Origin of the sequence: Streptomyces sp. NPDC006335 (assembly GCF_040612795.1) — a bacterium.
GTDB lineage: Bacteria > Actinomycetota > Actinomycetes > Streptomycetales > Streptomycetaceae > Streptomyces.
Genome location: NZ_JBEXQX010000005.1, coordinates 343,749 through 368,117, shown reverse-complemented (window position 1 = coordinate 368,117; position 24,369 = coordinate 343,749). Strand labels below are relative to the sequence as shown.

Annotated in this window: 17 protein-coding genes and 1 pseudogene; 6 read left to right on the top strand and 12 right to left on the bottom strand. The window is 72.0% G+C overall.

Annotated elements, in window-relative coordinates; all coding sequences use genetic code 11:
* The first annotated feature begins 125 nt into the window (after positions 1–125).
* A complete protein-coding gene (locus ABZ098_RS17855; protein ID WP_356592046.1) occupies positions 126–1,964 on the top strand; it encodes a sulfatase in 1,839 nt (612 codons plus the stop codon).
* On the opposite strand, the gene ABZ098_RS17850 is transcribed toward ABZ098_RS17855, so the two are convergent.
* On the bottom strand, positions 1,942–2,661 hold the full coding sequence (locus tag ABZ098_RS17850) for an alpha/beta hydrolase (protein WP_356592044.1): 720 nt from the start codon (positions 2,659–2,661) through the stop codon (positions 1,942–1,944). The genes ABZ098_RS17855 and ABZ098_RS17850 overlap by 23 nt on opposite strands.
* Positions 2,662–2,875: 214 nt before the next feature.
* On the opposite strand from ABZ098_RS17850, the gene paaK reads away from it, so the two are divergent.
* Entirely contained in the window at positions 2,876–4,171 is a 1,296-nt protein-coding gene (gene paaK, locus ABZ098_RS17845; RefSeq protein WP_356592042.1) for a phenylacetate--CoA ligase PaaK, read from the top strand.
* A gap of 4 nt (positions 4,172–4,175) precedes the next feature.
* On the opposite strand, the gene ABZ098_RS17840 is transcribed toward paaK, so the two are convergent.
* Positions 4,176–5,672: an acyl-CoA synthetase gene (locus ABZ098_RS17840; protein ID WP_356592040.1), complete on the bottom strand. Its 1,497-nt coding sequence runs from the start codon at positions 5,670–5,672 to the stop codon at positions 4,176–4,178.
* A gap of 63 nt (positions 5,673–5,735) precedes the next feature.
* Between ABZ098_RS17840 and ABZ098_RS17835 the strand changes: the two are divergent.
* A pseudogene (locus ABZ098_RS17835) lies at positions 5,736–8,132 on the top strand (penicillin acylase family protein).
* A gap of 12 nt (positions 8,133–8,144) precedes the next feature.
* Here ABZ098_RS17835 and ABZ098_RS17830 read toward each other — a convergent pair.
* From ABZ098_RS17830 to ABZ098_RS17820, 3 genes are all read right to left on the bottom strand, one after another.
* Entirely contained in the window at positions 8,145–9,698 is a 1,554-nt protein-coding gene (locus tag ABZ098_RS17830) for an acyl-CoA synthetase (RefSeq protein WP_356592038.1), read from the bottom strand.
* Complete coding sequence (locus tag ABZ098_RS17825; RefSeq protein ID WP_356592036.1) at positions 9,695–10,804, bottom strand: nitronate monooxygenase; 1,110 nt, start codon at positions 10,802–10,804, stop codon at positions 9,695–9,697. The genes ABZ098_RS17830 and ABZ098_RS17825 overlap by 4 nt, the downstream gene beginning before the upstream one ends.
* Positions 10,805–10,908: 104 nt before the next feature.
* Positions 10,909–11,760 carry a helix-turn-helix transcriptional regulator gene (locus tag ABZ098_RS17820; RefSeq protein WP_356592034.1) on the bottom strand — a complete coding sequence of 284 codons (852 nt, stop codon included), beginning with the start codon at positions 11,758–11,760 and terminating at the stop codon, positions 10,909–10,911.
* 87 nt (positions 11,761–11,847) lie between these two features.
* Between ABZ098_RS17820 and ABZ098_RS17815 the strand changes: the two genes are divergently transcribed.
* Positions 11,848–12,627 carry a glucose 1-dehydrogenase gene (locus ABZ098_RS17815; protein WP_356592032.1) on the top strand — a complete coding sequence of 260 codons (780 nt, stop codon included), beginning with the start codon at positions 11,848–11,850 and terminating at the stop codon, positions 12,625–12,627.
* 15 nt (positions 12,628–12,642) lie between these two features.
* Here the strand turns inward: ABZ098_RS17815 and ABZ098_RS17810 are convergent, their stop codons facing one another.
* The 5 genes from ABZ098_RS17810 to ABZ098_RS17790 form a co-directional block, all read right to left on the bottom strand.
* Positions 12,643–14,214, bottom strand: coding sequence for an NAD(P)/FAD-dependent oxidoreductase (locus ABZ098_RS17810; RefSeq protein WP_356592030.1), 1,572 nt, complete (start codon positions 14,212–14,214; stop codon positions 12,643–12,645).
* Positions 14,215–14,287: 73 nt separating this feature from the next.
* Entirely contained in the window at positions 14,288–16,528 is a 2,241-nt protein-coding gene (locus ABZ098_RS17805) for a serine/threonine-protein kinase (protein ID WP_356592028.1), read from the bottom strand.
* A gap of 61 nt (positions 16,529–16,589) precedes the next feature.
* A complete protein-coding gene (locus tag ABZ098_RS17800; RefSeq protein ID WP_356592026.1) occupies positions 16,590–17,435 on the bottom strand; it encodes an oxygenase MpaB family protein in 846 nt (281 codons plus the stop codon).
* A gap of 9 nt (positions 17,436–17,444) precedes the next feature.
* Complete coding sequence (locus ABZ098_RS17795) at positions 17,445–18,623, bottom strand: acyl-CoA dehydrogenase family protein (protein ID WP_356592024.1); 1,179 nt, start codon at positions 18,621–18,623, stop codon at positions 17,445–17,447.
* 107 nt (positions 18,624–18,730) lie between these two features.
* Positions 18,731–19,105, bottom strand: a complete 375-nt coding sequence (locus tag ABZ098_RS17790; RefSeq protein WP_356592023.1) for a ferredoxin — start codon at positions 19,103–19,105, stop codon at positions 18,731–18,733.
* 106 nt (positions 19,106–19,211) lie between these two features.
* Here ABZ098_RS17790 and ABZ098_RS17785 point away from each other — a divergent pair, with 106 nt between their 5' ends.
* Entirely contained in the window at positions 19,212–19,589 is a 378-nt protein-coding gene (locus tag ABZ098_RS17785) for a DUF6479 family protein (protein ID WP_356592021.1), read from the top strand.
* 88 nt (positions 19,590–19,677) lie between these two features.
* On the opposite strand, the gene ABZ098_RS17780 is transcribed toward ABZ098_RS17785, so the two are convergent.
* Both ABZ098_RS17780 and ABZ098_RS17775 read right to left on the bottom strand, forming a co-directional pair.
* Positions 19,678–21,417 carry a glycoside hydrolase family 15 protein gene (locus ABZ098_RS17780; protein ID WP_356592019.1) on the bottom strand — a complete coding sequence of 580 codons (1,740 nt, stop codon included), beginning with the start codon at positions 21,415–21,417 and terminating at the stop codon, positions 19,678–19,680.
* 148 nt (positions 21,418–21,565) lie between these two features.
* Positions 21,566–23,152 carry an MFS transporter gene (locus tag ABZ098_RS17775; protein ID WP_356592345.1) on the bottom strand — a complete coding sequence of 529 codons (1,587 nt, stop codon included), beginning with the start codon at positions 23,150–23,152 and terminating at the stop codon, positions 21,566–21,568.
* Positions 23,153–23,360: 208 nt separating this feature from the next.
* On the opposite strand from ABZ098_RS17775, the gene ABZ098_RS17770 reads away from it, so the two are divergent.
* Positions 23,361–24,356, top strand: a complete 996-nt coding sequence (locus tag ABZ098_RS17770; protein ID WP_356592017.1) for an Lrp/AsnC family transcriptional regulator — start codon at positions 23,361–23,363, stop codon at positions 24,354–24,356.
* The last annotated feature ends 13 nt before the right edge of the window (positions 24,357–24,369 follow it).

Genomic DNA, 24,369 nt, shown 5'->3' with positions numbered 1-24,369 from the left:
CGGGCCCCGTTCGTCATGCCGTCGAGGCAGGACCGCACGTCACAGCACGGCCGGACGTCACAGCACGATTCGGACGTCACAGCACGACCGCACGTCACAGCACCACCGCACGGAAGGACCACCGGGTGTCACTCTTCACTCGCTCGCGCCAACTGCCGGACACCACTGGGGGCGACGCGGATGCGGATGGTGGGGGTGCCACGGGGGACGACGGGGCGGAGGAGGCCGTAGAGGAAGCTGAGGCCACCGGGGCCGCCGAGAAGGCGGTGTCATCGGAGGCCGGTGACGGGACGGCTACGGCGCGGAACGACTCCCCGCGCCCCGGCTGGTTCGGCTGGCGCCGCCGCTACCCCCGTACTGCGCGTGGTGTGTCCGTGGGGACGAGTGTGCTGGCCGGGCTTCTGGTGCTGCTCGTGCTGCTCTTCCCCAACCGGCTCGACCACATGAACCTCCGGTCGTTCTTCCGGCTCCCGGTCGAGGCGATCGTCATCGCGGCCGTCCTCCTCGTGCTGCCACCGAAGGCACGTCGGATCGCGGCGGTCTTCTTCGGGGTGTTCCTCGGACTGTTCACCGTCCTGAAGTTCCTCGACATGGGCTTCTACCAGACCCTGGCCCGGCCGTTCGACCTGGTCTTCGACTGGATCATGCTGGGCAACGCGACGGACTGGCTCCGCGAGTCCTTCGGCCGCACCGGCGAGGTGCTCGCGGTGACCGGGGTGATCGTCCTGTTCCTCGCCCTGCTCGCGCTGAGCACGTGGGCGGTGGTGCGGCTGGCGGACGTGATGTCCCGGCACCGTCCCAGGGCCGTCGGAACCACCCTCGTCCTCGGCACGGTGTGGGTCACCTGTTTCACGGTGGGCGTGCAGTTCGGCGGTGTCTCGTTCGCCACCAAGGGCAACACCGAGTTCCTCGCCAACCGTGTGCAGCACGTACGCAACGGACTGGGCGACGCCAAGGTGTTCGAGAAGCAGTCCGCCGTCGACGCCTTCGCCGCCACCCCTCCCGACCAGCTCCTGACCGGACTGCGCGGCAAGGACGTCCTGTTCACCTTCATCGAGAGCTACGGCCGGGTGGCAATCGACGACCCGGCGATGGCACCGGAGATGGACGCGACCCTCAAGAAGGGCGACGCGACGCTCAAGGCGGCCGGCTTCGCGTCGCGCAGCGGCTGGCTGCGGTCCCCGGTGACGGGCGCCGGGAGCTGGATGGCCCACTCGACGTTCCTGTCCGGACTGTGGGTCAAGAACCAGCAGCGCTACCTGAACCTCACCTCCAGTGACCGCGCCACCCTCACCAGCTACTTCCAGAAGACCGGTGACTGGCGCACGGTCGGCATCGTGCCGGGTGTGCGGAAGTCGTGGCCCGAGGGCAAGTACTTCGGGCTCGACCACATCTACGACTCCACGCACCTCGGCTACAAGGGCCCCTACTTCAGTTGGACACCCGTGCCGGACCAGTTCAGCCTGGAGGCCTTCCAGAAGCTGGAGCACGGCAAGAAGAACCGCGACCCGATCATGGCGGAGATCATCCTGGCCTCCAGCCACAACCCGTGGTCGCCGATCGCCCACACCATCGACTGGGACGACCTCGGTGACGGTTCGGTCTTCGAGCAGATCAAGAAGGAGGGCACGAACCCGACCGAGGTCTGGAAGAGCCAGGAGCGGGTGCGCACCGAGTACCGCAAGGCCATCCAGTACTCCGTGGACAGCCTGACCCAGTGGATGCAGCGCTACGGCGACGAGAACACGGTCCTCGTCTTCCTCGGCGACCACCAGCCCGTCCCTACGGTCACCAAGGGTTCCACCAGCACGGACGTGCCGGTCACCATCGTCGCCAAGGACCCGAAGATCCTGGACCGGGTCGACGACTGGAACTGGACGGACGGCCTCAAGCCCGCCGACGACGCGCCCGAGTGGGGCATGGACAAGTTCCGCGACCGCTTCATGACGGCGTTCGCGAAGTGACGTCCGGCGGCGCGTCCAGGAAGGGCACGATGACTGCCAGGAACTCCTCCGGCCTGGCCTCGTGCACCAGATGACCGCCGCCGACGGTCACCATGTGGGCGTCGGGGAGCACTGAGGCCAACAGGGCGACCTGCTCCTGGGGGATCGCACTGGTGGTACCGCCCCCGATGACCAGCGTGGGCATGGTGATCCGCTCCATGTGGTCCCACCACACCGGGTCCGGAGCGTTGCGCTGGGCGTCGGTGGCCAGCAGCATGGCCCAGTCGAAGGGCGGGGCGGTGTCCGGGGCGGGGGCGGGCGGTCGCGGCGGGTCGAGGGGCATCGGCGCGGGGACGTCCTCCAGGACCAGCCGCCGTACGGCACCGGGCGCGTGCTGTGCGAGGAGGTAGGCGACAGCCCCGCCGAGCGAATGGCCCACCACGTCGGTCCGGTCGACACCGAGCGCGTGCAGGAAGCCGAGGATGTCGTCGCGCATGGCCTCGTACGCATACGTTCCCGGCCAGTCGCTCAGGCCGTGGCCCCGCAGATCGGGCGCGTACACGCGTCGCGGGCGCGCCCCCACGGCAAGCCGCTGCGCGATCCCGGTCCAGTCCGACCCGTCCGCACCACGGCAGTGCAACAGCAGCACGGGCGGCGCGTCCTCGGGCCCCCAGGACCGGTACGCGAGGCTGACGCCGTTCACCTTGACGAAGTCCATGCCGCGAACATATCCGGAGATCTGATCATCAGCGGCCCTGCTCTGCCCAGGGCAGAGGGCCGGCTGCCCAGTGAAGTCGTACGTGTCCGGTGACTTCTCCCTGACCCGCGCGGGCCCCTTGCCTCCGTCCCGCTCGCCTGGATTACTGATCCCCAGCACCTCGACCGAATGATCGGTCGCCCGTGGTGACGTGGTGGGCGAAAGGGACCTTCCGATGGCGGATGCGGCGGAGCTGCTGGACTCGGGGGAACGGCTGGATGCCGGGGCGTTGCGGGCGTTGCAGCTCGAGCGGTTGCGGGCGTCGCTGCGGCACGCGTACGAGCATGTGCCGTTCTATCGGGAGTCCTTCGACAAGGCGGGTGTCCGGCCGGACGACTGCCGGGGCCTGGGCGACCTGGCCAGGTTCCCGTTCACCACCAAGGCCGACCTGCGCGAGAACTATCCGTACGGGATGTTCGCCGTGCCCCGGGACCATGTGCGCCGCATCCATGCCTCCAGCGGCACCACCGGACGCCCCACGATCGTGGGCTACACCGAGAACGACCTCTCCCTGTGGGCCGACCTGGTGGCCCGTTCCCTCCGGGCGGCGGGCGCCCGGCCCGGGGACGTCGTCCATGTGGCGTACGGGTACGGGCTGTTCACGGGCGGACTCGGCGCGCACTACGGCGCCGAACGGCTCGGCTGTACGGTCGTCCCCGCGTCCGGCGGCATGACGGCCCGCCAGGTCCAGCTCATCCAGGATCTGGAGCCCGGGATCATCATGGTGACCCCGTCGTACATGCTCACGCTTCTCGACGAGTTCGAGCGGCAGGGCGTGGATCCGCGCGGCACTTCCCTGCGGGTGGGTGTCTTCGGTGCCGAGCCCTGGACCGAGGAGATGCGCCGGGAGATCGAGGAGCGGTTCGCGATCGACGCCGTGGACATATACGGGCTGTCGGAGGTGATCGGCCCGGGCGTCGCACAGGAGTGCGTGGAGACCAAGGACGGGCTCCATGTGTGGGAGGACCACTTCTTCCCGGAGATCGTCGACCCGATCACCGGGGAGGTCCTGCCGGACGGTGAGAAGGGTGAGCTGGTGTTCACCTCGCTCACCAAGGAGGCGATGCCCGTCATCCGCTACCGCACCCGGGATCTGACGCGGCTGCTGCCGGGTACGGCCCGGGTGTTCCGGCGGATGGAGAAGGTCACCGGCCGCAGCGACGACATGGTGATCCTGCGCGGGGTGAACCTCTTCCCCACGCAGATCGAGGAGATCGTCCTGCGCACCCCGGGTGTCGCGCCCCACTTCCAGCTCCGGCTCACCCGCGAGGGCCGCCTGGACGCCCTCACCGTGCGCGCGGAGGCCCGGCCCGGCGCCACGCCCGAGGCCCGCGACACCGCCGCGCGGGCCATCGCGGCGGCCGTCAAGGACGGCATCGGGGTGTCGGTCGGCGTCGAGATCGTCGAACCGGAGTCCCTGGAGCGGTCCGTGGGCAAGATCCGCCGGATCGTCGACCTGCGTCCCCGCTAGCCCCTCACGAGGAGAACCGGTCCCGCAGCTCCCGCTTGAGGATCTTGCCGCTGGCGTTGCGGGGCAGCTCGTCCACGAACACCACCCGCTTGGGCGCCTTGAAGTGGGCGAGCTTCTCCCGGGCGTGGTCGAGGAGTTCGGCCTCGGTGACCTCGCCGCGCGGGACCACGACCGCGGTGACCGCCTCGATCCACCGCTCGTCGGGCAGGCCGATCACGGCGACCTCGGCGACGCCCTCATGCGTGTACAACGTGTCCTCGACCTGGCGTGAAGCGACCAGCACGCCGCCGGAGTTGATGACGTCCTTCACCCGGTCGACGATCGTGAAGAAGCCGTGCGCGTCCCGCACCGCGAGGTCGCCGGAGCGGAACCAGCCGTCCCGGAAGGCCGCTTCGGTCTCCTCGGGCTTGTCCCAGTAGCCCTCGCACAGCTGCGGCGACCTGTAGACGATCTCGCCGGGTGCACCGTCCGGCACGTCCTTGCCGTCCTCGTCCACGACCCGCGCGTCCACGAACAGGACGGTACGGCCGCAGGAGTCCATCCGCCCCTTGTGCTCGTCGGGCGCGAGGACGGTGGCCAGCGGGCCGATCTCGCTCTGCCCGAAGCAGTTGTAGAAGGCGAGCTTCGGCAGTCGTTCGCGCAGTCGTTCCAGGACGGGCACGGGCATGATCGAGGCGCCGTAGTACGCCTTGCGCAGTCCGCTGAGATCGCGGGTGGCGAAGTCGGGCCGGTTGGCCAGTCCGATCCACACCGTGGGCGGCGCGAACAGGCTGTCCGCGCGGCCCTGTTCGATCAGGTCGAAGAGCCGGTCGCCGTCCGGCGCGTCGAGGATGATGTTCGTGGCGCCGACCGCGAGGTAGGGCAGCAGGAAGACGTGCATCTGCGCGGAGTGGTAGAGCGGCAGCGAGTGCACCGGGCGGTCGCCCGCGCTCAGGTCGCAGGCGGTGATCGCGCTCAGGTATTCGTGCACCAGGGCGCGGTGGGTCATCATCGCGCCCTTCGGCAGGGCCGTCGTCCCCGAGGTGTACAGCAGTTGGACGAGGTCCTCGCTGCGCGGTTCGGGCCCCTCGTACGGCGGTGTCGCCTCCAGGCGTGCCAGCAGGGAGTCGTCGGAGTCCCGCAGCGGCAACGTACGGACGCCGTCGGGTAGTCGCCCCGCGAGGTCGGGGTCGGTGAGGACGAGGGTGCTGCCCGACTGGCCGACGATGTACGCCAGGTCGTCGCCGGTGAGGTTCTGGTTGACCGGCACATGGACCAGCCCCGCCCGGGCGCAGGCGAGGAAGGCGATCAGGTACGCGTCCGAGTTGTGGCCGTAGGCGCCGATCCGGTCCCCCGGGTCGAGGCCCTGGTCGAGGAGCAGGCGCGCCGCGCGGGAGACCGCGTCGTCGAGTTCCTCGTACGTCCACGCTCGCTCGCCGTACTCCACCGCGACGCGCGCCGGGGTGCGCCGGGCGCTGCGCCGCAGCACCCCGTCAACCGTACTGCCGTGTCCAGGCGTCATACGGGACAACCTACCGGTTGGTACGCTCAACCGCTCCTTCCCTCAATGACGTTGGGAGGCACGATGCGCACCCGCCCCAGACGCGCCGTCGTCGCGGCCGTGGTCCTGTTCGCCGCCGTCGGCACGCTGCCGGCCGCAGCCGCGCAGGACCAGCAGAGATAGGAACGCCCGTCCCACGGCGGTCTGTCCGCCACCATCCGCTACACCGAGTACGGCATCCCGCACATCCTCGCGCGGAACTACGCGGACCTCGGATTCGGCACCGGGTGGGCGCAGGCCGCCGACCAGGTGTGCACGCTCGCCGACGGGTTCGTGACCGTCCGCGGTGAGCGTTCGCGGTTCTTCGGGGCCGACGCGGCCTCCGACTCCGCGCTCTCCTCGGCCACGAAGAACCTCTCCAGCGACCTGTACTTCCGCGGGGTGCGGGAGGCGGGGACGGTGGAGAAGCTGATGGCCACGCCCGCGCCGCGCGGTCCGAGCCGTGACGTGAAGGACCTGATGCGGGGCTTCACCGCGGGCTACAACGCCTGGCTGAAGAAGAACCGGATCACCGACCCGGCGTGCCGGGGCGCCGAGTGGGTGCGTCCCGTGTCGGTCCAGGACGTGGCCGCGCGCAACTTCGCCCTGGCCGTGCTGGGCGGTCAGGGCCGGGCCGTGGACGGCATCACCGCCGCGCAGCCGCCCGCGTCCACCACTTGGACGGCCGACGCGCCGGACGCCCGCGACACCGCCCGCGCGGCCCGGGAACTGTTCGCCGCCGACTCCGCCGACATGGGCTCCAACGCCGTCGCCTTCAGCGGGGCCACGACGGCGAACGGCCGCGGACTCCTGCTCGGCAACCCGCACTACCCCTGGCAGGGCGGCCGTCGCTTCTGGCAGTCGCAGCAGACCATCCCCGGTGAACTGAACATCGCGGGCGGCTCGTTGCTCGGCTCGGCGACGATCTCCATCGGCCACAACGCCCAGGTGGCGTGGAGCCACACGGTGGCCACCGGCATCACCCTCAACCTGCACCAGCTCACCCTGGACCCGGCCGACCCGACCACCTACCTGGTGGACGGCAAGCGCGAGCGGATGACCGAGCGCCGGGTGACCGTCGCCGTCCAGGGCGGCGCACCGGCGACGAGGACCCAGTGGTGGACGCGGTACGGCCCCGTCGTCACCTCGCTCGGGGCCGCGCTGCCGCTGCCCTGGACGACCACGACGGCGTACGCGCTCAACGACCCGAACGCCACCAACCTGCGCGCCTCCGACACGGCCCTCGGCTTCAGCAAGGCCCGCAGCACGGCCGATGTGCTGGGCGCGCTGAAGCGAACCCAGGGGCTGCCGTGGGTCAACACGGTCGCCGCCGACTCACGGGGGCACACGCTGTTCACCCAGTCTCAGGTGCTCCCCCGGATCACCGACGAACTGGCGCAGCGCTGCTCCACCCCCCTGGGGAAGGTCACCTACCCCGCCTCCGGGGTCGCGGTCCTCGACGGCTCGCGCGGCGACTGCGCCCTGGGCAGCGATCCGGACGCCGTACAGCCCGGCATCTTCGGGCCCGCGAAGATGCCGGTGCTCCAGGACGCGCCGTACGCGGAGAACTCCAACGACAGCGCCTGGCTGGCCAACGCCGAGCGGCCGCTGACGGGTTACGAGCGGGTCTTCGGCACCGTGGGCACCCAGCGCTCGATGCGGACGCGGGGCGCCGTCCAGGACGTGTCCGCGATGGCGGCGCGGGGGAAGCTGACCGTACGGGACCTTCAGGCGCAGCAGTTCGCCAACCGGGTGCCCGCCGGTGACCTGGTGGCGGCCGACGCGGCGAAGGCGTGTGCGGCCCTGCCCGGCGGCACGGCGACGGGCAGCGACGGCAAGGCCGTCGACGTCCGCGAGGCCTGTGGGGTGCTCGCGGCCTGGGACCGCACCGCGAACACCGGCAGCCGGGGCGCGCTGCTCTTCGACCGGCTGTGGCGGAAGCTGCCCGTGGCCCAGTTGTGGAAGGTGCCGTTCTCGGCGGCCGACTCGGTGGGCACCCCGAACACGCTCGACACCGGCGCGCCGGCCTTCACGGCGGCCCTCGCGGACACCGTCACCGAGCTGCGGGCGGCGGGCATCGCGCTGAACTCCCCGCTCGGAGAGCACCAGTTCGTCGTGCGGAAGGGACAGCGCGTCCCCGTTCCGGGCGGCACCGAGTCGCTGGGCGTGTGGAACAAGGTCGAGCCGGTGTGGAACCCGGCCGGCGGCGGATACACGGAGGTGACGACCGGGTCCAGCTACGTCCAGGCGGTGGGCTGGGACGGCGGCCGCTGCCCGGTGGCCCGGACCCTGCTGACGTACTCCCAGTCCTCGAACCCGAACTCACCGCACTTCAGCGACCAGACGCGGCTGTTCTCGGCGGAGAGGTGGGTGACGTCACGGTTCTGCGAGAAGGACATCATGTCGTCGCCCGCGTTGCGGGTCGTCCGGGTCCGTTCCTGAGGTTTCCGAGGCTCACACCGGTCGCGAGCGCCCCTTCCAGTACGGGTCCCGCAGGCGGCGCTTGTACAGCTTGCCGTTGGGATCGCGGGGCATCTCGGTGATGAAGTCGACGCTCTTCGGGCGCTTGTAGCCCGCGAGCCGTTCGGCGCAGTGGGCGAGGATGTCGGTAGCCAGGTCCGGCCCGGGTGTGTGGCCCGGGGCCGGTTCCACCACGGCCTTGACCTCCTCGCCCCAGTCGTCGTGCGGAATGCCGAAGGCGGCCGCGTCGGCGACGGCGGGGTGTTGCAGCAGCACGGACTCGATCTCGGCGGGGTAGATGTTCACCCCGCCGGAGATGATCATGTCGATCTTGCGGTCGCGGAGGAAGAGGTAGCCGTCCTCGTCGAGGAGTCCGAGGTCGCCGACGGTGAAGAAGTCGCCGATGCGGTTCTTCCGCGTCTTGGCCTCGTCCTTGTGGTAGGCGAAGCCGCCGGTGTTCATCTTCAGGTACACGGTGCCGAGTTCGCCTGGCGGCAGCCGGTTGCCGTCGTCGTCGAAGATCGCGAGCTCGCTGATGGGCCAGGCCTTGCCGACCGTGCCGGGCTTCTTCAACCAGTCCTCGGCGGTGGCGAAGGCTCCGCCGCCCTCGCTGGCCGCGTAGTACTCCTCCACACAGGGGCCCCACCAGTCGAGCATCGCCCGCTTCACATGGTCGGGGCAGGGGGCGGCGCCGTGGATGGCGTGCCGCATGGACGAGACGTCGTAGCGCGCCCGCACGTCCTCGGGCAGGGCCAGCAGGCGGTGGAACTGGGTCGGGACCATGTGGGTGTGGGTGCACCGGTGCGCGTCGATCAGCCGCAGCATCTCCTCGGGCGTCCACTTGTCCATCAGCACCAGCCGGTGCCCGATGTGCAGGGACGCGGCGGCGAACTGGAGGACGGCCGTGTGGTAGAGCGGCGAGCAGACGAGGTGGACGTTGTCGTCGAAGGGCCGGATGCCGAAGATGCCGAGGAAGCCGCCGAGGTACGCCTCCTCGGGCAGCTTGCCGGGCAGCGGGCGGCGGATGCCCCGCGGGCGGCCCGTCGTGCCCGAGGTGTAGTTCATGACCCAGCCGAGCTCGCGGTCCGCGGGCGGCGACTCCGGTTGCCCGTCGAGGAGTTCGGCGTACGGCCGGAAGCCGTCGACCTCGCCGACGGCGTACCGGTGGCTCGCCGGGAGGCCCGCTTCCTCGGCCGCCTGCCGGGCCGCGTCGGCGAAGCGTTCGTGCGCGAGGAGCACCTTGGCTCCGGAGTCGGCGACGATCCAGGCGATCTCGGGGGCGACGAAGTGGTGGTTGATCGGGACCAGGTAGAAGCCGGCCTGGCTGGCGGCGAGGTGCGCGGTGAAGAACTCCGCGCTGTTGGGCAGGACGACGGCGAAGGCGTCCCCGCGTTCGAGGCCGGCGGCGCGCAGGCCGTGCACGAGCTGGTTGGCGGCGGCGTGGAGACGGCCCGCGGTCCAGGGCGAGCCGTCGGGGGCGATGAGGACCGTGCGGGAGGGGTCCTGGGCTGCCTGGACCCAGAAGCCCGCGGGAGGTGTGCTCGTCACTGGCCGCTCCTTCCGGCGATGCGGTTGACGCGATCGAGGGCTTCCTCGAAGCCGCGGGTGAGGTCGTCGAAGACGGCCTGGACGCTGCGTTCGCTGGTCATCCGGCCGACGATCTGGCCGACGGGCGTGCCCAGGAGGGGCTCCACCTCGTACTTCTGGATGCGCGAGACGGCGTCGGCGACCAGCAGGCCCTGGAGGGGCATGGGCAGGGTGCCGGGCCCGTCGGCGGAGTCCCAGGCGTCGGTCCACTCGGTACGGAGCTGGCGTGCGGGCTTCCCGGTCAGCGCGCGGGAGCGGACGGTGTCGCCGGAGCCGGCCGCGAGCAGCTTCTCGATCAGCTTGGGCGAGGGCAGTTCGGCCTCTGTGGTGGTCAGCCATATGGAGCCTAGCCACACACCTTGGGCGCCGAGTGCCAGTGCGGCCGCCACCTGCCGGCCGCTGCCGATGCCGCCGGCCGCCAGCACCGGCAGCGGGTCCACGGCGTCGACGACCTCGGGCGTGAGGACCATGGAGGCGATGTCCCCGGTGTGGCCGCCGGCCTCGTAGCCCTGCGCGACCACGATGTCGATGCCGGCCTCCTGGTGCTTGACCGCGTGCCGGGCGCTGCCCGCGAGGGCGGCGACCAGGACGTTTCGTTCGTGCGCCCGGGCCACCACGTCGGCGGGCGGGGAGCCCAGGGCGTTGGCGAGCAGCCGGATCGGGTAGTCGAAGGCGACGTCGAGCTGGTTGCGGGCGACCTGCTCCATCCAGCCCGTGATGCGCCACCCGGACGCCTCGCCCTCCGCGAGTTCGGGCACGCCGTACTTGGCGAGGGTGTCCTTGACGAACTGGCGGTGCCCCTCGGGGATCATCGCCTCGACGTCCGCCTCGGTCACCCCCTCGACCTTCTTGGCGGGCATGACGACGTCCAGGCCGTACGGCTTGCCGTCGACGTGGGCCTCGATCCAGTCGAGGTCGCGTTTGAGTTCGTCGGGGGCCGTGTAGCGGACCGCGCCGAGCACTCCGAAACCACCGGCCCGGCTGATGGCCGCGGCGACGGCGGGGAACGGCGTGAAGCCGAAGACGGCGTGCTCGACTCCCAGTGTCTTGCTCAGCTCCGTCTGCATGGGCGCAGGATGCCGCAGACCTCCGGACGACGGAAGAGGTTTTCTGATGCTCCGTCAGATTCAGGTCCGGGCGAACACCCTGCGAACCCCGCCCGTTCGGCGGCTCAGCCGGGGACGTCCAGTCGCTGGGTGCCCACGACCGACAGCAGCCGGAGCGCCTCCTCGGACCGGGAGCCGGGAGCGGCCGTGTAGATCACGACCCGTTGGTCGCGGTCGGCGATGTCCAGGACGTCGCAGTTGACGGCGACCGGGCCGACCACGGGGTGGTCGAAGGTCTTGCACAGCGTGGGACGGGCCGTGACGTCGTGGGCGGCCCACAGCCGGGCGAACTCCTCGCTCCCGTCCAGGAGTTCCGCCACCAGGCCGGTCAGCTCGGCGTCGCCGGGATAGCGGGCGGAAGCGGCGCGGAGCTGCTGCACCGCGGAGACCGCGAACTCCTCCCCGTCCGACACCCCGTACAGTCGCCGTCCCTCGGGGTGCGGGCCGAGGAACGCGCGCCGGACGAGGTTGCGGTCGCGTCGGGGCAAGGCGGAGAAGTCCTCCATGAGGGCCGCGGCCAGGTCGTTCCAGGCGATGACCTCGTAGGTGGCCGAGATGACGATCGCGGCGGCCTGCGGCAGCCGGTGCAGCAGGTCGACGATGCTCTGGCGCACCTCACGGGAGGGGCCGGGCGGCGGGCCCGGCGGGGTGCCGGCGAGATGGTGGAGGTGGTCGCGTTCGGCGTCCGACAGGCGCAGGGCGCGGGCCACCTGCGCCAGGACCTCCAGGGAGGGACGGGGTGCGCGCGCCTGCTCCAGCCGGGTGTAGTACTCGGTGGAGATGTACGCCAGGTGCGCCACCTCCTCGCGGCGCAGTCCCGGGGTGCGGCGGCGCGCTCCGGCGGGCAACCCCACCTCCGAGGGGGTGATGCGCTCGCGCCGGCTGCGCAGGAAGTCGGCCAGTTCTCGTCGGTCCACGTTCCCAGTGTGCGCGGACGGGTCGGCGCCCAGCCAGGTACTGCCGGTGCCTGGATGAGCCGCGGCCTCGTCGGCAGGCTCGTCGGCATGAACAACACCACGACCACCAATGCCCTGCTCGCCGACAAGGTCGCCTTCGTCACGGGTGCCGGACGCGGTATCGGCGCGGCGGCCGCCCGGCTGTTCGCCCGCGAAGGTGCCCGGGTCGTCCTCGCGGCCCGAACGGAGGCCCAGCTCAAGGCGGTGACCGAGGAGATCCGCGCGGCGGGCGGCACCGCCGAGTACGTCCGTTGCGACCTGGCCGACCCGGCGAGCGTCCAGGCCGCCGTGGACCGGGCCGTCGAGCTGTACGGCCGGCTCGACGTCGCCTTCAACAACGGGGCCACGATCCAGCAGCCCGGCCCGATGGACCAACTCCCCGAAGCCGACTTCGACCATGTCCTCGCCGTCAACCTCAAGGGCCCCTGGCTGGCGATGAACGCCGAGATCGCCGCGATCCGCGCCACCGCCGGGACCGGCGCGATCGTCAACAACTCCAGTGTCGGCAGCCTGATGGCCAACCCCTGGCTGCCCGTGTACGGCGCCGCCAAGCGGGCGGTCAACAGCCTGACCGCGTCGGCCGCCGCCACGTACGGCCCCGAGGGCATCCGGGTCAACGCCGTCGCCCCCGGCACCACGCTGACGGAGATGATCGACGAGTGGGAGACGAGCTCCCCGGGCATCGTCGAGCACCTCGTCGCGCAGACCCCGCTGGGCCGTGGCGCCGACCCGGCCGAGATCGCCGAGGCCGCGGCCTGGCTGCTGAGCGACCGGGCCTCGTACGTCACCGGGGTGGTGCTCAGGGTCGACGGCGGAAGCCGGGCCTGACGGGCCCGGGGAAGGTCAGTCCCCGAGTTCCTCCAGCACCGCCATCGCCGCGTTGTGCCCCGGCACCCCGCTCACCCCGCCGCCGCGCACCGCACCCGCCCCGCACAGCAGGACGTTCGCGTGCCGGGTCTCCACGCCCCAGCGCCCGGTGCCCTCCTCGGCGTAGGGCCAGGACAGTTCGCGGTGGAAGATGTTGCCGCCGGGCAGCCGCAGGTCCCGTTCCAGGTCGAGCGGGGTCTTCGCCTCGATGCAGGGCCGGCCGTCCGCGTCCGTCGCCAGGCAGTCGGCCAGCGGCTCGGCGAGGTGGGCGTCGAGCTGGGCGAGGGTCGACTTGAGGAGTTCCTCGCGCACGGCGTCGTTGTCCCGGTCGAAGAGCCGGGCCGGGGCGTGCAGGCCGAACAGGGTGAGGGTCTGGTAGCCCTGCTCGACGAGGTCCGGGCCGAGGATCGTCGGGTCGGTCAGCGAGTGGCAGTAGATCTCCGAGGGCGGGGCGTCGGGGAGACGTCCTGCGGCTGCCTGGGCGTGGGCGGTGGCCAGCTCCCGGTAGCCCTCGGCGATGTGGAAGGTGCCGGAGAACGCCTCGCGCGGGTCGACGTCGCTGTCGCGCAGCCGCGGCAGGCGCTTGAGCAGCATGTTGACCTTGAGCTGGGCGCCCTCGGCGGGGGCGGGCGGCCGGTCGCCGGTGAGGGCGGCGAGCTCCTGCGGCGAGGCGTTGACCAGGACGTGCCGGGCCGCGACGGTGCCCTCTCCCTCGGCGGTGCGGTACGTGATCTCCGCCGAGCTTCCGTCCGTGGAGATCCCCACGACCTCGTGTCCGGTGGCGAGGACCGCGCCGGCCTGCCGTGCCGCGGTCGCCAGGGCGTCGGTGAGGGCGCCCATGCCGCCGACGGGCACGTCCCAGGCGCCGGTCCCGCCGCCGATCACGTGGTAGAGGAAGCAGCGGTTCTGCTTGAGGGAGGGATCGTGGGCGTCGGCGAAGGTGCCGATGAGCGCGTCGGTCAGGACCACGCCCCGGACCAGGTCGTCGGCGAAACGGTCCTCCACGGCCACGCCGATCGGCTCCTCGAACAGGACCCGCCACGCCTCCTCGTCGTCCACCCGCACGCGCAGTTCGTCCCGGGTGGGCAGGGGCTCGGTGAGAGTGGGGAAGACCCGCTGCGCGACGCGGCCCGTCATGTCGTAGAACCGCTGCCAGGCCCGGTACTCCTGCTCGCCGCCGGTGAGCCGGGCGAAGGCCTCCCGGGTGCGGCGCTCCCCGCCGCCGACGAGCAGTCCGGTGGGCCTGCCGTCGCGCTCGACGGGGGTGTACGAGGAGACGTTGCGGGTCCGGACGCGGAAGTCCAGGCCGAGATCGCGGACGATCTTCCTGGGCAGCAGGCTGACCAGGTACGAGTAGCGCGACAGCCGGGCGTCCACCCCCGCGAACGGCCGCGTGGACACCGCGGCTCCCCCGGTGTTCCCGAGCCGCTCCAGGACGAGCACGGACCGTCCGGCCCGGGCCAGATAGGCGGCGGCGACCAGTCCGTTGTGGCCCCCGCCGACGATGACGGCGTCGTAGCGGCGGCTGTGTCCCTCGTGTGCAGGCATGGTTCTTCGTAACACGTGATGATCTAGGTCGGCCAGAGGTGGGCGGCAGTCGACCCACACCGCCGCTCCCGGGTCACCCCGCTCCGGATGCCCCCTGCTGCCGCAGCGCCGCGACCCTGCGGTAGAGCGCGACCGCCTCCGCACCCCGGCCCAGCTGCTCCAGGCAGTGGGCCTCGTCGTTGCGGCTGGCGAGGGTGTCGGGGTGGTCGGCGCCGAGGACGCGTTCGCGAGCGGCGGCCACGGTGCGGTACTCGGTGAGGGCGTCCGTCCAGCGGCCCAGCCAGCCGAGCCCCACGGCCACCTCGCGGCGGCTGACCAGGGTGTCCGGGTGGTCGGGGCCGAGGACGCGCGCGCGGATCGCGCACACGTCCCGGGACTCGGCGAGGGCTTCCTCCCAGCGGCCGAGGCGGCCGAGGTTGACGCCGAGGCCGTGGCGGGCGCGCAGGGTCTCGGGGTGGGCGGGGCCGTGGACGCGGGTGCGGTCCTCGATCAGGTCGCGGTAGAGCCGGAGCGCGTCCGCGCTGCGGCCGAGTCGGCCGAGGCTGATGCCGACCTCGTAGCGGGCGGCGAGCGTGTCGGGGTGATCGGGTCCGAGGGCCTGGGCACGGGCCTCGGCGACCTCGTGGTACGTCTGCAGGGCTTCCGTCCAGCGGCCCAACTGGCCCAGTGCGTAAGCGACTTCGTAGCGGGTGACGAGGGTGTCGGGGTGCTGGGGGCCCAGCACCCGGGCGCGGGCGGCGGCCACCTCGCAGGCCATGCGGTAGGAGTCCTCCAGGCGGCCGAGCCGGGAAAGGTTGAAGGCGAGGTTGTGGCGGCAGCGCAGGGTGTCGGGGTGGTCCGGGCCCATCTCGCGCTCGCGGGCGGCGAGCACCGAGTTGTAGACCTGGTGGGCGTCGAAGTGGCGGCCCAACTGGCCGAGGACGTAGGCCATCTCCTGGCGGGCGGCGAGGGTGTCGGGGTGGTCGGGACCCAGGGTGCGGGTCCTGGTCGCGGCCACGTGCTTGTACTCGCGCAGGGCGTCGGCGGCGCGGCCGGTGCGGCTGAGGGTGAAGGCGACCTCGTAGTGGCTGGCGAGGGTGTCGGGGTGGTCGGGGCCGAGCAGGTGCTCGCGTTCGGCGGCGACCGCGCGGTGCACCTCGCCTGCCTCGGCCCAGCGGCCCAGGCGCCCGAGGCTGAGCCCCGCGTTGTGCCGGCCGGCGAGTGCCGTCAGGGCCTGCACGGAGGGCACGGGCGGCTCGTCCGGCACGGGTTCCTCTACGCGGCCGCCGGCGGGGCGGGCGATCCACTCGCCGGTGAGACCGGCCCCGGCGTCGGGGGGTGTGATGACGAGGCCGGCGCCGGTGGCCTTGTGGCCGGTGGTCATGCCGCGGGTCCAGGACGGCAGCCGGGTCTCGTGGGCGAGATCCGGCTGAGGCGGCCGGAAGTCGGGCCGCGGGGTCACCACGGTGGGCACGTACGCCGGTGTGGTGCGGCCCAGGGTGATGCGGCGGCCCAGCTCGCGGGCGTCGTGCGGACGTTGTTCGGGCTGTTTGGCGAGCAGGTCGAGGATGACCTTGTCGAGGTACTCGGGGAGTTCGGCGCGGTGGCTGCGCGGCGGCCGGGGCGGGGTGTCGCGGTGGCCGACGAGGATCGCCCAGGCGTCCTCCAGGTCGAACGGCGGTGCCCCGGTGGCGATCTCGTACAGCACGCACCCCAGGGAGTACAGGTCGCTGCGCTGGTCGACCTCGGAGCCCCCTATCTGCTCCGGTGACATGTAGTGCGGGGTGCCCATCGCGATGCCGGTGCCGGTCAGCCGGGAGGTGAAGTCGACGTCGTGGCCGAGCCGGGCGATGCCGAAGTCGCAGATCTTCACGGTGCCGTCGGTGAGCCGGACGATGTTCGCGGGCTTCAGATCGCGGTGCACGATGCCCTGCTGGTGGGTGTAGGCGAGGGCGGCGGCGACCTGGTCGGCGATGTCGATGACGTCGGACACGGGCAGGGGGTGCTGTTTGTTGTCCTCCAGGAGCTGGCTGAGGTTGCGGCCCTCCAGGAGTTCCATCACCAGGTAGAGGACCCCGTCGTACTCACCGAAGTCGTGCACGACGGTCACCCCGCGGTGGCTGAGCGCGGCGGCCACCCGGGCCTCGCGCCGGAACCGCTCCCGCAGGACCCTGGTGAAGGTCAGGTCGTGGTGCCCGCCCAGCGGCTTGAGGCACTTCACGGCGACATGGCGCCCCAGCGACTCGTCACGGGCCCGCCACACCTCGCCCATGCCCCCGCGCCCGATCAGATCGAGCAGTCGGTACCGCCCCTGGATGAGCCTGCTGTCCCCCATCTTCCGCGACCGCCCCCGTAAAGTTCGTCCCGCCCTCCCCTGGCTCGTCCAGTATGGCGACCTATCGTCCGAGTTTGTACGGGGCGGGACGGCTGCCCGGACCGAGCCGTGCCATGGCGCGCAGGATGTGTTTGGGCGGGAGTTGCCAGCGCAGACGTGCGGGAACGCAGCGCAGCAGGGTGCCGGTGACACGCAACTGGCGGTCGACGGTGGTGGGTTCGGGGGCTCTCCTGCCGTACAGCTCGTGGGCGTACGGCGGCAGGGCGGCGTACGCCAACCGCGCCACGCGCCGCCACAGCACCTCACGCGCCGGGACGAGGAGGGGGTGCGTCGGCGGGCGGAGCAGGAAGTCGTCCACCGCGCGGGCCTCGGGCGTGGCGGCGAGTTCGGGGAGCACCTTCTCGAAGTAGGCGGTCATCTCCGCCTGGTTCGCCGGTACGGCGTCGGGGTCCAGGCCCACCAGGCGGGCACTGGCCCGGTGTTCGGATATGTAGCGGTCCGCCTGCTCGTCGGTGAGGCGGAAGCCGGAGCGGCGGGCGACCTGGAGGTAGGAGTCGATCTCGGCGCAGTGCACCCACAGCAGGAGCTCCGGTTCGTCGACGCCGTAGCGTTCGCCGGTGCCGGGATCGGTCGCCCCGAGCATGCTGTGGATCTTCCGGACCCGGGCGCCGGCCTTCTCGGCGGCCTCGGTGGTGCCGTAGGTCGTGGTGCCGACGAAGTTGGCGGTGCGCATCAGCCGGCCCCAGGCGTCGCGCCGGAAGTCGGAGTTCTGCATGACACCGCGGACCGCACGCGGGTGCAGGGCCTGGAGGTAGAGCGCGCGGATGCCGGCGACCCACATCATCGGGTCGCCGTGCATCTGCCAGGTCACGGACGATGGACCGAACAACCCCGGATCACCCGTCATGCCGGAAGGCTAACGCCGTACCCGCGGCATACCCAGACCGATCCACGAGATGATCTCCCGCTGGATCTCGTTGTTGCCGCCGCCGAAGGTGAAGATGACCGCGGAGCGGTAGCCGCGTTCGAGTTCGCCGTGGAGGACCTCGCCCGCCGAGCCCTCCTTGAGCGCGCCGGCCGCCGCGACGATCTCCATGAGCCACGCGTAGGCGTCCCGGCGGGCCTCGGAGCCGTAGACCTTGACCGCGGAGGCGTCCTGCGGGGTGAGGGTGCCGTCCTCCACGGCGTTCACCATCCGCCAGTTGAGGAGTTTGAGGGCGTCGAGCCGGGTGTGGGTCCGGGCGAGGCGTTGGCGCACCCAGGGCAGGTCGATCACGCGGCGGCCGTCGGCCAGTTTGGTCTCCATGGCCCAGCGCTGGACGTTCTGCAGGGCGCGGATCGCCATGGTGCCGTGGGCGGCCAGGGTGACGCGCTCGTGGTTGAGCTGGTTGGTGATCAGCCGCCAGCCCTGGTTCTCCTCGCCGACCCGGTGGGAGACGGGGACGCGGACGTTCTCGTAGTAGCTGGCCGTGGTGTCGTGCGAGGCGAGGGTGTTGATGACGGTGCACGAGTAGCCGGGGTCGGTGGTCGGCATCAGGAGCATGGTGATGCCCTTGTGGGGCGGGGCGTCCGGGTCGGTGCGCACGGCGAGCCAGACCCAGTCGGCGGTGTCGCCGTTGGTGGTCCAGATCTTGTGGCCGTTGACGACGTACTCGTCCCCGTCCCGTACCGCGCGGGTCTTCAGGGAGGCCAGGTCGGTGCCCGCGCCGGGCTCGCTGTAGCCGATCGCGAAGTCGATCTCGCCGGAGAGGATGCGCGGCAGGAACCAGGACTTCTGCTCCTCGGTGCCGTAGCGCATGATCGTCGGCCCTACCGTGTTGAGGGCCATCAGCGGCAGCGGGACACCGGCCTGGGCGGCCTCGTCGAAGAAGATGAACTGTTCCATCGCGGTCAGGCCGCGGCCGCCGTACTCCTTCGGCCAGCCGACGCCGAGCCAGCCGTCGGTGCCGAGGCGGCGGATGGTGTCGCGGTAGAAGCGTTTCTGGGCGTCCCGGTCGGTGAACCGGGCGTGCGCGTTGTCCGGGACCAGGTCGGCGAAGTAGGTGCGCAGTTCGGTGCGCAGCCGCCGCTGCTCGGGTGTGTGGTCGAGATGCACGGCGCCTCCAGGCTCCCCGGGACCGGTCCTGACGGCGCACACCGTAGAACGTGTTCCAGAAATAGGGAACGCTCAGGAGGGGTCTCTCCGATGCCGGAGGGGCGGAGTCAGACCAGGGTCGCCATGAAGTCCGTGCATGCCTGGGCGCACTCGCGGCACGCCTTGGCGGCGTCCTCGCAACCGGCGTGCCGGTCGAGGACCTGCGCGCACTCCAGACACACCGACCTGCACCATTCCAGTTGGACGCGGATGCCGGCCTCGTCGAGATGGTTCTCCTCGGACAGCACCCGGCAGGTCGCGTCGCACACCTCGGCGCACATGATGCCCTTGCGCCGCAGTAGTTCCTGTTCCTCGGTCCCGTCCGGATCGACCAGGCTCGCACGCAGCGCACAGGCACGCGCGCACTCGGTGCACGCCTGGGCACACGCGAAGCGGTCCTCCAGGAACCGGAAGAGCTCCTGTTGAGAAGTCGAAGTCGTCACAGGGGGCGGGTAGCCGCGGTCCGGGCCGTCAAACCCGGAGTTCCCGGCGGTTTCGGGCACTCGGTGGTGGTTGGTTCGCTCGGGGGTCCGGGGGTACTCGCGTGGCATGAACCAAGCCCTGAACAGCGAATGGATGGACCTGGCCGCGGGCCGGGGCGGCCTCGCCGCCGGAGTGATCGCGGCGGGTGTGGTGGTCGTGGCGGTACTGATCGGCGCCTTCTTCCTGGGCTCCCGTGTCAGGCGCCGCGAGTCGCGTCCGCCCACTCCCGAGGAGCAGCCGAGGCTGCCCGAGGGCGGGCCGGTCCGTGAGGTCAGGGAGCACCGGGAGCCCGACGAGGTGCCCCGGAGCGACACGCGCCTGACCCCGCACGATCTGCCCAACCACGGAAACAGCCCCACCCGGACGGGGTCGGGACAGGACCGGCCCCGGTGGAACGAGGGCAGCAGCGGCTCGTTCGGCAGCGGCGGGCCGGGAGGCGGCTGACGTCCGCCCTCATGGCGCGGACCATGGCGCGCAGGCCCCGCGGTAACCGTCCCGAACAGCCCTGGAACTGCTGGAGGCGGACGCCCGCTCACTCACCGAGCCGGGCGGCCGCCTCCAGCAGCAGTGCGTGGACGAACGCCTGCGGGAGGTTGCCGCGCAACTGACGCTGGGCGATGTCGAACTCCTCGGCGTACAGCCCCGAGGCCCCGCAGGCGCCTCGGTTGCGTTCGAACCAGCGGTACGCCTCGACGGTCCGGCCCTGCTGGTGTTCGGCGAGCGCCATGACGAACCCGCACAGCAGGAAGGCGCCTTCGGCCTCCTCCAGGGGGCGGTCGTCGTGTCGGAAGCGGTACAGGAAGTGGTCGTCGGCCAGTTCCCGGCGGCACGCGGCGAGGGTGGCCCGGGTGCGCGGATCGGTGGCGGGCAGGGCCCCGCGTACGCCGGGCAGCAGCAGGGCGGCGTCCACGGACGGGTCGTCGGGGGTGCGCTGCCAATAGCCGTCGGGGCGGAGACAGGTCCGCTCGGCGGCGTCGAGGAGGGTGTCGGCCAGGGCGGTGCAGGTGTCGGCGAGCGGATGGCGGGGCGCCGCCGCCGCTACGGCCCGTAGGCCCGCGACACAGATGAGCCTGCTGTGGGTCCACGTCCGGTCGTTCAACTCCCAGATGCCCGCGTCGGGTTGGCGCCACCGGTCGGAGATGGCCCGCACGGCGATCTCCACGGCCTTCCAGTGGCCCTCGTCCAGGCGCCCGTGGCGTTCGCCGGCCGCGAGCAGCAGGAGGGCCTCGCCGAAGCAGTCGAGCTGGAACTGCTCGCGGACCTGGTTGCCGACGCGGTCGAAGCCGCCGGGGTAGCCGGGCAGGTCGAGGCCGCGCTGGGCGGGCACGGGGTCGCCGTGCACGGTGTAGGCCGGTACCAGGCGGGAACCGTCCGCGTGCAGGCGCGCGGTGACGAAGCCGACGGCCGAGTCGAGGAGCTCGTGGGCGCCTACGGCGGCGGCGGCCTGGCCGGCGTAGCTCTGGTCGCGGATCCACACGTACCGGTAGTCGTAGTTCCGGCCCTCCTCGGCGCGCTCGGGGAGGCTGGTCGTGGCCGCCGCGACCATTCCCCCGCCCGGTGTGGTGAGACCGCGCAGGACGGCGTACGCCCGGCGTGCGTCGCGGGGGGCGACGGTGTTGTCGAGCGCGGGGACCGTGTCGTGCCAGGCTGCTTCGGTGGCCGCCCAGGCCCGTTCCGGCTTCGGTGGCTCGGCCGGCAGGGGGGACACGGCGCACTCCAGGACCAGGTCGTGCCGCTCGCCGGGCTTCAGCTCGATCTCCGCGGTCAGCCCCCGCTCCCCCGGGACGGCGTGCGGCGCGCCCTGCCAGCGCAGTCGGTGCCGGCCGGTGCGCAGCTCCCACACCCCGTCCTCGCCACGGCGGACCGAGCCCGCGTCGATCGGTGTCGCGCCGTACCCGCTGTGCGGGTCGAGGACGACACGGACGCGGGCGGGGCCGTCCACCGCGCGGAGCTGCCGCAGCAGGACGAGCCGGTCCGCCTCGCCGGGGAAGGCCAGCGCCTCGCGGCACTCGACGATCCCGTCGTCGGTGACCCAGCGGCTGCGCCAGATGAGCGTGCCCTCTTCGTAGTAGCCGCCGAAGACGTACCGCCCCGCGGGGGTGACGGCGTACACGCCCCGCCCGCCGACCAGACCGGCGAAGACCGCCTCGTCGTGCCAGGTGGGCGCGCACAGCCACGCGATGGCGCCGTCGGGCCCGATGAGCGCCCCGCGCTCACCGTCGGCCAACAGCGCGTAGTCGTGCAGTGCGTGGGGCGGGAAGGGGGTGCTCATGGCCTGCGGGTACCCAGGCGGTGACATGGTCAACTACCAGCCTCGCATCGCCCCTGCCGCGCTGGAACGGGGTGCGGCTACCGGCAGGGGCCGCGTCCCCTGGTCCGTCGGCGGCCGCCCAGGACCCGCCTGAGCGGCGCCGCAAGGGTCAGTCGGCGCTCCCCCGCCCCTCACCCCCGTCGCTTCCCGACACGGCCACGACCACCCCGGCGGACGCCGCCGTTCCCGCTGCCCGGCTCGACGCGGCGATCTGCGTGTGACCCGCCCCCGCGCCGCGGCGCAGCAGGACGAGGGCCACCACCGCGGCCAGCAGGGTGAGTGAACCCGCGACCGTCAGGCAGAGCCGAAGCCCGTCCAGGAAGGCATCCGCCAGGGCGCCCATGGCTCGCCCGGTGTCCGCTCCGAGGTCGAGCCCGGCGACCGCGCTCAGGCCCCCTTGGTCCGCCGCCGTGACGATCCGCTCCCGCGCCGCCCCGCTCAGCCCGGCGTCGGCGAGGTGTCCGGGGAAGCTGTCCAGCGCCCTGGTGGTCAGCAGCGCGCCCAGGACGGCCGGGCCGAGCGCACCGCCGAGCTGGCGGAACGCGTTGTTGCCCGCTGCGGCCATCCCGGCCAGGTGGTGCGGTACGGAGGCCACGGCCGTCGCGGTCATCGGGGTCATGACGGCCCCCAGTCCCAGCCCCAGCGGCGCCAGCCGCCAGGCCAGGCCCAGGAAGGAGGTGTCCGCGCCGACACCGACCAACGAGAACAGCGAGGCGGAGACGACCAGCAGACCGCCCGTGATCAGCACGCGCGCGGAGACCCGGTGCATGAGGCGTCCCACGGGCCCGCCGACCAGGATGGCGCAGGCGGTGATCACCAGCATCCGCCAGCCGGCTTGCAGGGTGTCGAGCTGCTGCACCATCCCGAAGTAGAGGCTGAGCAGGAAGAAGAAGCCGATCAGGCCGAGGAAGGTGATCATCGCGACGAGGGTGGTCGCGGTGAAGGCGGGGCTGCGGAACAGCGCGAGGTCGAGCATCGGACTGTCGCTGCGCCGCTCGGCGAACACGAAGCCGGCACCGCCGACGACGGCCACCGCGAGCGCCGTCAGCACCTTGGGAGCGGTGAAGGAGTCCGCCCCGCCCTCGATGACGCCGTAGACCAGCGCGGTGACCGCCACCGTCGCGGTGATCTGGCCGGGCCAGTCCAGCCGCCGCCCGTAGGGCGCGCGCGAGTCGGTCAGCAGCCGTGCCGCGAAGAGGGCGGCGAGCAGCGAGACGGGGATCGCCAGGAGGTAGATCCAGCGCCAGGCGAAGTGGTCGAGGATCACCCCGGCGACGAGCGGTCCGACGGCCAGCGCCGCCATGAGCGAGGTGGCCCACAGGCCGATGAACTTGCCGCGCTCCCGGGGATCGGGCACCGCGTGGCTGATCAGCGCCAGCGTGGTGGGCAGCAGCGTGGCCGCGCCGAGTCCGGCGAGTGCCTGCCCGATCCACAGCACCTGCACCGACTGCGCGGTGAGCGCGACGACGCCACCGGCCGCGGAGGACAGCAGCCCGGCCTGGAACACCTTCTTGCGCCCGTGGACGTCCCCGACGACACCGGCGGTCAGGATGAACGCGGCCATGGGCAGGACGAACGCGTCCTGGACCCACGCCAGTTGGGCGGTCGTCGCGCCCAGCGCCGACTGGATGGCGGGCAGACTCACGGCGACCGTGGTGACCGGCAGATAGGCGACGAAGACGCCGAGGCAGGCCATGACGAGCGTGGCCGCCCGCCGGTCGGCCGACCGGATCGCCGGGGTCGTGACATTCACGGGGGACTCTCCTCTACGGCGACGCGCGCCGCGGTCGTTCACTGTTTCTCGGGCGCCTCAGCATCAGCGAAGGCGAGCCGGATCCCCAACGTCACAGCCCGAAGCGGGCACAAACATCCACACTGGCTCCCCGTACTGTCAGACTTCCCTCATGCTCGACGAGACCGACAGAAAAATCCTCCGCGCGCTGCACTACTACCCCCGCGCCTCCTTCCGGCTCCTCGGCGAGGTCGCCGAGGTGTCGGAGCAGACCGCCGCCCGCCGCTACCAGGCCCTGCGCCGCGAGGGGATCATGCGGGTGGTGGGCCTGATCAACCCGGAGGTGCACGGCCTGGCCCGCTGGATCACGCGCATCCGCTGCCGCCCCGACCGTGTCACCCCGCTCGCGGACGCCCTCACCCGCCGGCCCGACATCGCGTACGTGGGCCTCGCCTCCGGCGGCTCGGAGATCATCTGCATGATCCACGCGCCGTTCGACGCCCCCCGCGAGGACATCCTGCTGCGGCAACTGCCCAAGGCGGCCTCCGTGCTGGACGTCAGCATCGACCTGCTGATCCACCCCTTCGGCACGGCGGGCACGTCCGAATGGTCCGCATACGGCGGCCATCTCACCCCCGACCAGGTGGCTCGGCTCACCGCGGACCGGCCCCCCGCGCCCACCGGCCCCGCCCAGCCGCCCACCGCCGCGGACGCCCCGCTGCTCGACGCCCTCGCCGAGGACGGACGGACCACCCACACCCGGCTCGCCGAACTCACCGGCTGGTCGAAAGCGCGCGTCGCCCGACGGCTCGACGCCCTGGAGTCCTCGGGCGCCCTCTCCTACGACATCGATCTGCTCCCCGAGCGTCTGGGCCACCACCTCAACGCCACGCTCTGGTTGCGGGTGGCCCCGAGCCGTCTCCACCGCGTCGGCGAGGAGTTGTCCGGCCACGACGAGGTGGCCTTCGCCGGCGCCATGAGCGGCGACCACAACATCATGGTGGTCGCCAACTGCCGTGACGCGGAGGACTTCTACCGCTACCTCACGACACGCGTGGCGGCCGTCCCCGGAATCGACGCCTACAGCGTCAGCATCCGCGTCCGCCGCCTGAAGCAGGCCGCGTCCCTCATCGCCCACGGCAGGCTGATCCCTTCGGGCCCGGCGTAAGACAGTTCCCGGA

Bases quoted from the DNA above. Each gene is read 5' to 3' on its own strand.
- ABZ098_RS17825 (WP_356592036.1), bottom strand. From the start codon at position 10,804: ATGCAGACGGAGCTGAGCAAGACACTGGGAGTCGAGCACGCCGTCTTC.
- ABZ098_RS17815 (WP_356592032.1), top strand. From the start codon at position 11,848: ATGAACAACACCACGACCACCAATGCCCTGCTCGCCGACAAGGTCGCC.
- ABZ098_RS17840 (WP_356592040.1), bottom strand. From the start codon at position 5,672: ATGACGCCTGGACACGGCAGTACGGTTGACGGGGTGCTGCGGCGCAGC.
- paaK (WP_356592042.1), top strand. From the start codon at position 2,876: ATGGCGGATGCGGCGGAGCTGCTGGACTCGGGGGAACGGCTGGATGCC.
- ABZ098_RS17780 (WP_356592019.1), bottom strand. From the start codon at position 21,417: ATGAGCACCCCCTTCCCGCCCCACGCACTGCACGACTACGCGCTGTTG.
- ABZ098_RS17785 (WP_356592021.1), top strand. From the start codon at position 19,212: ATGAACCAAGCCCTGAACAGCGAATGGATGGACCTGGCCGCGGGCCGG.
- ABZ098_RS17775 (WP_356592345.1), bottom strand. From the start codon at position 23,152: ATGGCCTGCCTCGGCGTCTTCGTCGCCTATCTGCCGGTCACCACGGTC.
- ABZ098_RS17770 (WP_356592017.1), top strand. From the start codon at position 23,361: ATGCTCGACGAGACCGACAGAAAAATCCTCCGCGCGCTGCACTACTAC.
- ABZ098_RS17800 (WP_356592026.1), bottom strand. From the start codon at position 17,435: ATGACGGGTGATCCGGGGTTGTTCGGTCCATCGTCCGTGACCTGGCAG.
- ABZ098_RS17850 (WP_356592044.1), bottom strand. From the start codon at position 2,661: ATGGACTTCGTCAAGGTGAACGGCGTCAGCCTCGCGTACCGGTCCTGG.
- ABZ098_RS17810 (WP_356592030.1), bottom strand. From the start codon at position 14,214: ATGCCTGCACACGAGGGACACAGCCGCCGCTACGACGCCGTCATCGTC.
- ABZ098_RS17805 (WP_356592028.1), bottom strand. From the start codon at position 16,528: ATGGGGGACAGCAGGCTCATCCAGGGGCGGTACCGACTGCTCGATCTG.